This is a genomic window from Pseudomonas aegrilactucae (genome assembly GCF_019168305.1).
Taxonomy (GTDB): domain Bacteria; phylum Pseudomonadota; class Gammaproteobacteria; order Pseudomonadales; family Pseudomonadaceae; genus Aquipseudomonas; species Aquipseudomonas aegrilactucae.
This window is the reverse complement of sequence record NZ_JAHTBI010000187.1, coordinates 1-1,473: the sequence shown is the minus strand read 5'-3', so window position 1 is coordinate 1,473 and position 1,473 is coordinate 1. Positions and strand designations below refer to the sequence as shown.

The window sequence follows — 1,473 nt, the reverse complement described above, 5'->3', positions numbered from 1 at the left end:
AAAAAAGGGCGTCACCGTCATCGGTGGCGCCCTTTGCATTTTCAGCGGTACCACACCCCCAGCAGTGCTTCGAGCTCTGCCTCGGTGATCAGCCCCTGTGGATAACGTTCCACCAGCACACGGCGTGGATCGGTCTTCCTGACCCGGATAGTTCCGTGGTGCTTCAACCACTGCGCTACTGCCTGGAGCGCCTCATGGTTCACTACCGAAGGGTGCGAAGCCGGTTCACCTGTCGCATTCATTTACACACGTACTCCCAGAAGTGTGAGCGGCTACCTTAATCAAACTTTGTGACAGAACTGCGCCGTCCTACTTGCTTGAAATACAAGGCAAAACAAATACAAGACATGTGCCAGCTGTACCGCCGGTCGTCGAACGCGCATGAAAAAGCCCGTCAGTGACGGGCTTTTTCTGCAGGGCGTGCTCAGCGGCCGGCAGGTGCCGGTTGCTGCTGGGTCAGGCAATGGATATTGCCGCCGCCCAGCAACAGCTCGCGGCCCGGCACCATGACCACTTCATGGTCCGGGAACAACTGCGCCAGAATCGCTCTGGCCTGCGCATCTGCCGGGTCATCGAAGCTGGGCGCGATGATCCCGCCGTTGACGATCAGGAAGTTCACATAGGAGCCAGCCAGGCGCACCGACGGGTTGCGCTCCTGGCTGCCGGCCACCGGGTCGACCCCTGCACACTCTTGTTCAGTGGCATACAGCGGGCCAGGGATCGGCATCTTGTGCACCACAAAGGTGCGACCCTTGGCATCACGCTGCTGCTCCAGCACCGCCAGCGCAGCACGGCAGCGGGCATAGTTGGGGTCTTGGGAATCATCGGTCCAGGCCAGTAACACTTCGCCCGGGCGCACGTAACAGCAGAAGTTATCCACATGCCCGTCGGTTTCGTCGTTGTACAGGCCTTCGGGCAGCCACACGATGGTGTCCACCGCCAACTGGTCGCGCAGGATCGCCTCGATCTGCTCGCGGTTCAGGTGCGGGTTGCGGTTGTGGTTGAGCAGGCACTCTTCGGTGGTGATCAGGGTGCCTTCGCCGTCGACGTGAATCGAGCCGCCTTCGAGCACGAAGCCCTCGGTGCGGTAGCGCTGGCAGCGCTCCATCTCCAGTACCTTGGCTGCCACCTGCTCGTCGCGGTTCCAGGGGGCATACAGCCCGCCCTCGAAGCCGCCCCAGCTGTTGAACCCCCAGTGCACGCCGCGCACTTCGCCGCCGTCGTTGATCACGAAGGTGGGGCCGGTGTCACGTACCCAGGCGTCGTCGCTGCTGATTTCCACCACGCGGATGTTGGGCATGTCCAGGCGTGCGCTGGCGTGTTCGTACTGGCCGGCAGAAACGCCCACGGTCACCGGCTCGAACCGCGCGATGGCCTTGGCCACCGCCACGTGCGCGGCCTGCGCCGGCTTGCCGCCCAGGCGCCAGTTGTCGGGGCGCTCTGGCCACAGCATCCAGACCTGGGTTTGCGGGG

Annotated in this window: 2 protein-coding genes; both read right to left on the bottom strand. The window is 63.1% G+C overall.

Annotated elements, in window-relative coordinates; translation table 11 throughout:
* Positions 1 to 41 precede the first annotated feature (41 nt).
* The gene (locus tag KUO17_RS26485; RefSeq protein WP_217978492.1) at positions 42 to 242 is read right to left on the bottom strand and encodes a hypothetical protein; all 201 of its coding nucleotides are present in this window, start codon (positions 240 to 242) and stop codon (positions 42 to 44) included.
* Positions 243 to 424: 182 nt separating this feature from the next.
* A partial coding sequence (aguA, locus tag KUO17_RS26480; protein WP_217978491.1) for an agmatine deiminase occupies positions 425 to 1,473 on the bottom strand: 1,049 nt, incomplete at its 5' end.

Bases quoted from the DNA above. Each gene is read 5' to 3' on its own strand.
- KUO17_RS26485 (WP_217978492.1), bottom strand. From the start codon at position 242: ATGAATGCGACAGGTGAACCGGCTTCGCACCCTTCGGTAGTGAACCAT.